Source organism: Endozoicomonas sp. ALC020 (assembly GCF_049275935.1).
In the GTDB taxonomy this organism is placed as follows: Bacteria; Pseudomonadota; Gammaproteobacteria; order Pseudomonadales; family Endozoicomonadaceae; genus Endozoicomonas_A.
In genome coordinates, this window is sequence record NZ_CP184830.1 from 215,758 (window position 1) to 220,934 (window position 5,177).

At 47.0% G+C, this 5,177-nt stretch carries 6 protein-coding genes and 1 pseudogene; 5 read left to right on the forward strand and 2 right to left on the reverse strand.

Features of this window, described 5'->3' with window-relative positions:
- Positions 1-29: 29 nt before the first annotated feature.
- On the reverse strand, positions 30-155 hold the full coding sequence (locus ACOJUO_RS00870) for a hypothetical protein (protein WP_422134819.1): 126 nt from the start codon (positions 153-155) through the stop codon (positions 30-32).
- A 198-nt stretch (positions 156-353) separates the two neighbouring features.
- Here ACOJUO_RS00870 and ACOJUO_RS00875 point away from each other — a divergent pair.
- From ACOJUO_RS00875 to ACOJUO_RS00885, 3 genes and pseudogenes are all read left to right on the forward strand, one after another.
- Positions 354-437, forward strand: a pseudogene (locus ACOJUO_RS00875) (hypothetical protein); the annotation flags it as partial.
- A gap of 287 nt (positions 438-724) precedes the next feature.
- Positions 725-880 carry a YgjP-like metallopeptidase domain-containing protein gene (locus tag ACOJUO_RS00880; RefSeq protein ID WP_422134820.1) on the forward strand — a complete coding sequence of 52 codons (156 nt, stop codon included), beginning with the start codon at positions 725-727 and terminating at the stop codon, positions 878-880.
- 340 nt (positions 881-1,220) lie between these two features.
- On the forward strand, positions 1,221-2,540 hold the full coding sequence (locus ACOJUO_RS00885; protein ID WP_422138673.1) for a KGGVGR-motif variant AAA ATPase: 1,320 nt from the start codon (positions 1,221-1,223) through the stop codon (positions 2,538-2,540).
- Between the two features lie 107 nt (positions 2,541-2,647).
- On the opposite strand, the gene ACOJUO_RS00890 is transcribed toward ACOJUO_RS00885, so the two are convergent.
- Complete coding sequence (locus ACOJUO_RS00890; RefSeq protein ID WP_422134823.1) at positions 2,648-2,782, reverse strand: hypothetical protein; 135 nt, start codon at positions 2,780-2,782, stop codon at positions 2,648-2,650.
- Between the two features lie 30 nt (positions 2,783-2,812).
- On the opposite strand from ACOJUO_RS00890, the gene ACOJUO_RS00895 reads away from it, so the two are divergent.
- Entirely contained in the window at positions 2,813-2,992 is a 180-nt protein-coding gene (locus ACOJUO_RS00895; protein WP_422138674.1) for a hypothetical protein, read from the forward strand.
- Positions 2,993-3,136: 144 nt separating this feature from the next.
- Positions 3,137-5,167, forward strand: a complete 2,031-nt coding sequence (locus ACOJUO_RS00900; RefSeq protein ID WP_422138675.1) for an ATP-binding protein — start codon at positions 3,137-3,139, stop codon at positions 5,165-5,167.
- Positions 5,168-5,177 lie beyond the last annotated feature (10 nt).

The window sequence follows — 5,177 nt, forward strand, 5'->3', positions numbered from 1 at the left end:
TATACTGGGCTTAACCTCTCTGAGACGAGTCAAGACCATGCTTCCACTGTCTCCTCAACAATGAGGGTGTCGCAAAACTCCAACAGCTCGTTCCTATGCTCTGAGTTCGTCATTCCCGGCTTCATCTCGTCATTCCCGCGAAGGCGGGAATCCACACTGACTCTCCACCAGAACCATACTGCCCGGTGTCCCCCTGGCCTTGTCATCCCCGAGAAGGCAGAGATCCACCGTTGGCGCTGGATTCCCGCCTTCGCGGGAATGACGACTTCAGAGCGTGAGAACGAGCTGTTGAAGTTTTGCGACACCCTCCAATGGGCTGAACATACTTTCGAGTTGCGCAGAAATTAGGTGATAAACGTCGTGCAAAGAGACTAACCCGTGTAGCTGCTGAACTAGCTGCCCACACGGGCTCATCTTTAGCCTCCTCATCGTCGTAAAAACCAATGTTCACTTTCCGACGGATATTAACCGAGGAATCAGCTCAGGCTATAGATTCAACGATATGGCCAGCGAGGCTATGACGCCCAAAACATTGGTCGCTGGGATTGTATCCGCTGATGAAGTAGAAACCGCGTTGATACTGAAAGTCGCATTGGTAGTCGCATTGGTAATAGAAACAGAGGACTGAGGGCCAGTCATGCAAACAGCTGAGTCAAAGTAGAACTGACCCGTCCACCAGCCTTGAGGTGTTTGGCAAGTACAGTGAACTACCCGCCCCTGAAGGATGGAGTACATTGTGGTGCATGAGGTGGTGCACTTGCTGGACCCCTTCTACAATGAACGCTTTAAGCAATTGATGACGCATTATATGCTGAACTGGCGGTCTTATCGGGATGAGCTGAATAGCTTGCCAGTGCAGTATGAGGATTGGGGGTATTGACAGCCATAGTTTGTGCTAACAAAGCCGGGCTGGATTTTGTTTATTATGTCCAAGATTGAAATTACTCAAAGAGAAATGGATCGTGCATTCAGAAGCCACCATGAGGCGACACGTCACCTACCATCATCGTGTAACCCTTCCAAACTGGTTTGCCTTTTTTACGCTGTTGAGTGTGGCTTGAAATCACTTATTATTAAGCGTGAAAGGCATCAAACTTCTGAGGGTATCGATCATTACGGGTTTGAACACAACATTAACAAGATGTTGAGTCATCTTCGCTGTGGAAAAAAGCTGAGGCTACCTGTGAATATATCTGTCACTGGGTTAAGAAGCAGTATTAATGAACCTCTATAGCTGGCTGGATGCCGAACGACTGCTGGCATCCAAAACTCAGAACTTCACACACTTTCCTGAGGGTATAGCCGACATCCGTGCTTATAGTGAAGCGATCGAAATAGACCTTGAAGGTGACGATCAAACCCTTGCCTTCGATTTTGTAAAAACAGTATTTGGAAATAACTGGCATCATGATGAACGAAAAATTGAGCTGGCTTATGGCTCACAAAGCTCGATAGATGTTGAAATCATCACGGACTGTGAAGAACAGAACCCACGCCATCCAAGACCGCTTTGGCAAGACCTTGGTTATGATGGAGCAACGTCAATACTGCCAAAAAGCCCTGAACCTTTCGAAGGGAAGTGCAGGCTTGCAGCCTTTCACTCCTTTAAAGGAGGTGTTGGCCGCACCACTTCATTATTGACATGGTTTAAGGCGCTTCAGGTGAATTTCCACCATCGTGAAAGCAATCGTGGGAAATTAAAAGTGTTGCTTGTCGATGCTGATATTAAAGCGCCGGGGCTGACCTATTTGTTCAAAGACAGCGACAAACCGGATATATCATGGATTCAGTTTCTGGAAGCCAGTCACTACCCTGCGGTTGATGAGTCAACCACGATTGCTACTTTTGCCAAAGAGCTTGATCGTTATACAAAAAGTGAAGCCGGTTTTGAATACTGCCTGCTCCCTGCCTTTTCCGATAGCGAAGCAGATATTGAAAAACACAGTGAAAGCAAATCGGGAATGGCTCAATTAATCAACATTTCTGTCCGACCAGAACACCTTGCCCGAACCTACGAGCAACCCTGGCGTTGTACCGATATGCTACAAAAGCTGGGAAATCAACTTCAGGCGGATTTGGTTCTGATTGACTTGAGAGCCGGACTCAGTGAACTCTCGAGCCCGCTGTTATTTGATCCGAGGGTGGAGCGATTTGTTGTGACCACTTTGGCCGAGCAGGCTATTAAGGGTACAGAATTCATTCTGAATCGCCTGACCTCTCTGGCCAATAATCGGGATTGGCGCAATAAATTTGGTGAAAAGACATTAGACCCTCGAGTCATCACCACATTTGTCAATGAAGAGTTCAAAAAAACCGATCAGTACAAAGCGGGCCTCGAACGACTGACTGCTGCGTATACGCCTGATATATACACTGATGATGCTAACGCCACTAACGGCCTTGAGATTATTGAGGCTGAATTCAGTTCTCAACTGTTGAACCTCGGGGCACTGGACAGCACACTTTCAGTTATAGAGCATGCAAGCCCACTGCTCAATGAAGGGTTAAACTGGGCCAAAGGCTTCTTTGATGCTGATTAACTAGCACATAGTTTCAATGAGTTTGATGTGAACAATCTCCGCTCAGGGTGAACGGAGCTTGAGTGTCATTAATAGAGGGAACCCATCAATTACATTGAAACCGTGTACTAGTGCAGCCAAGCCTTGATATCCATACAGGCCACTCGTTCCGATACTCTGAGGTCGTCATTCCCGCGAAGGCGGGAATCCAGCGCCAACAGCGGGTCTCTGCCTTCTCGCGGATGAAAAGGCCAGGGGGGCACCGGGCAGTATGGTTCTGGTGGTGAGTCAGTGTGGATTCCCGCCTTCGCGGGAATGACGGGAGTGAAGCCGGGAATGACGAGAATGAAGCCGGGAATGACGGGAGTGAGGCCGGAAATGGCGGGAGGGGAACGGGTTTTGCGACACCCTCTGTTGCGTGGGAACGAGGGGTGTATGGATATCAGAGCTTAGCTGCACTAGCTATCAACTAAAAAGCGTTAATTCCGACCAGCACCGGGAAGCTCCACAATGCCTGAGCAATAATAAAGTCAGCAGCCCTCTGGCTATTTGTATAAAATATTCCAGTTCGCTGAATTTTGGTAAAAAGCACTTCTTGCCTGAGGAGCCTATTTATAATGAGCCTGCATACCAATCTGGCAGGAAGGTTAAGGAATACCAATCTGCTCAAGAGTCATGGACTTTTCCCCGTTTTTGAAGCCGTCGTTAACTCTCTGCAAGCTCTTGAAGAAAACAACAATTTGCTCACAGGCGGCACTGTGACACTAAAAATACTACGTAGTCAGCAGGCTTCCTCTGGGCTTGACGACTCTGAGCACTGCTCAGAAATAGTCGGCTTTGAAATTCACGACAATGGCATAGGCTTCAACGAAGAAAACATGGCATCGTTTGAAACTCTGGACTCTGATCATAAGATAGGAAAAGGGTGCCGGGGAGTGGGTCGTTTACTGTGGCTCAAAGCATTCGATAGAGCGGATGTTACCAGTGCCTTCAAATCAAACTCGTCAGGTATCGTTAAACGGCAATTCTCGTTCAGTGCCGCTCAAGGGATAAAGACTCAGGATCCTGAGCCTGACCCGAATGGCGAAGGGCCTTTCTCTATCCTCACATTATCTGGCTTCGATAAAAAGTATCGTGATGCCTGCCCAAAAACGGCGACCAGCATCGCTAATGCTTTATTAGAACATTGTCTTTGGTATTTTGTCAGAGAAGATTCTGTACCCCGCATAACTATAAAGGATGGGACAGAAACTATTGCCCTGGAAAACTTGTTTGATCAGTACATGCATAGCAAAGCCAGTAAAGAATGTATTGATATAAAAGGCTATGCGTTCAGGCTGACCCATATAAAATTTCATGCTTCGACCAAAAAGAAGCACTCTCTCGCCCTTTGCGCGGCTAACAGGCTGGTGCAGGAAATTCCCATTAGTCATCAAATCCCGGGGCTGTTTGGCAAAATATCGGATGAGGCTGGTGAGTTCATCTACACCTGCTACGTTTCATCCGACTATCTGGACGACCATGTTCGTCCAGAGCGCACTGCATTTGATATAGCGGATGATATAGAGGGTATTCTTGAGGATGTCGAAGTCAGTTTCAAAGATATGCAAAGTCATGTTCTGGCCAGAAGCAAGCAGTACCTGAGCAATTATCTGAGTGAAAACCTGAAAGCAGGTCGTGAGAGAATCAACGAGTTCGTCTCAGAAAAAGCCCCCAGATACCGACCGGTAATGCACCTGATCAATCAGCAGGAGTTTTCTGTTGACCCCAGAATAAGCGATAAAGAGCTTGATACATTGTTGCATAAACAGTATTCCGATATTGAGCGCCAGTTGCTGGCAGAAGGTCACGAGATAATGAATCCGGCCATTGAAAGTGACATGGATTTATATCAGAAAAAACTGAAAGCATACCTCAAAAAAGCAGAGGATTTTAAGAAGTCAGACCTGGCCAGCTATGTCTCTCATCGACGTGTGATTCTTGATTTGCTAGAGAAATATATTGGACAAATGGACAACGGGAAATATGTGCATGAAGAGCTGATTCATCAGCTTATTATGCCTATGCGGAAAACCTCTGAAGAAGTCTCCACAGATGCCTGCAACCTCTGGCTTATTGATGAAAGACTGGCTTTCCATGATTTTCTGGCCTCCGATAAATCACTTCGATCCATGCCCATTACCGATGATAGCTCTACGAAAGAGCCTGACTTGTGTGCACTGAACATTAACGACAATCCCATTTTGGTTTCTGAAAAAAAATCAATGCCCTTAGCCTCTCTGACAGTGGTTGAGATCAAGCGACCTATGAGGAATGATGCCTCAGAGGGAGAAGATAAAAACCCTATTGAGCAGGCTCTTGGCTACCTGAAGCGCATCCGTGAAGGTAAGGTAAAAACCACATCAGGCAGACCTATCAGGAACAGTCAGGAAATACCCGGCTATGTCTATGTCATTAGCGACCTGACCCCAACCATGTCAGAACGATGCGAGCTGGCGAGCCTGACCGAAACCTGTGATGGAATGGGGTTCTTTGGTTATAACAAGCCTCGAAATGCTTACATTGAAGTCGTTTCTTATGATCGCCTGCTGCAATCAGCAAAAGAGAGGAACCGGGCTTTCTTTGACCAGCTCGGCTTACCTGCGTAAGTTCGACTAC

Bases quoted from the DNA above. Each gene is read 5' to 3' on its own strand.
- ACOJUO_RS00880 (WP_422134820.1), top strand. From the start codon at position 725: ATGGAGTACATTGTGGTGCATGAGGTGGTGCACTTGCTGGACCCCTTC.
- ACOJUO_RS00885 (WP_422138673.1), top strand. From the start codon at position 1,221: ATGAACCTCTATAGCTGGCTGGATGCCGAACGACTGCTGGCATCCAAA.
- ACOJUO_RS00900 (WP_422138675.1), top strand. From the start codon at position 3,137: ATGAGCCTGCATACCAATCTGGCAGGAAGGTTAAGGAATACCAATCTG.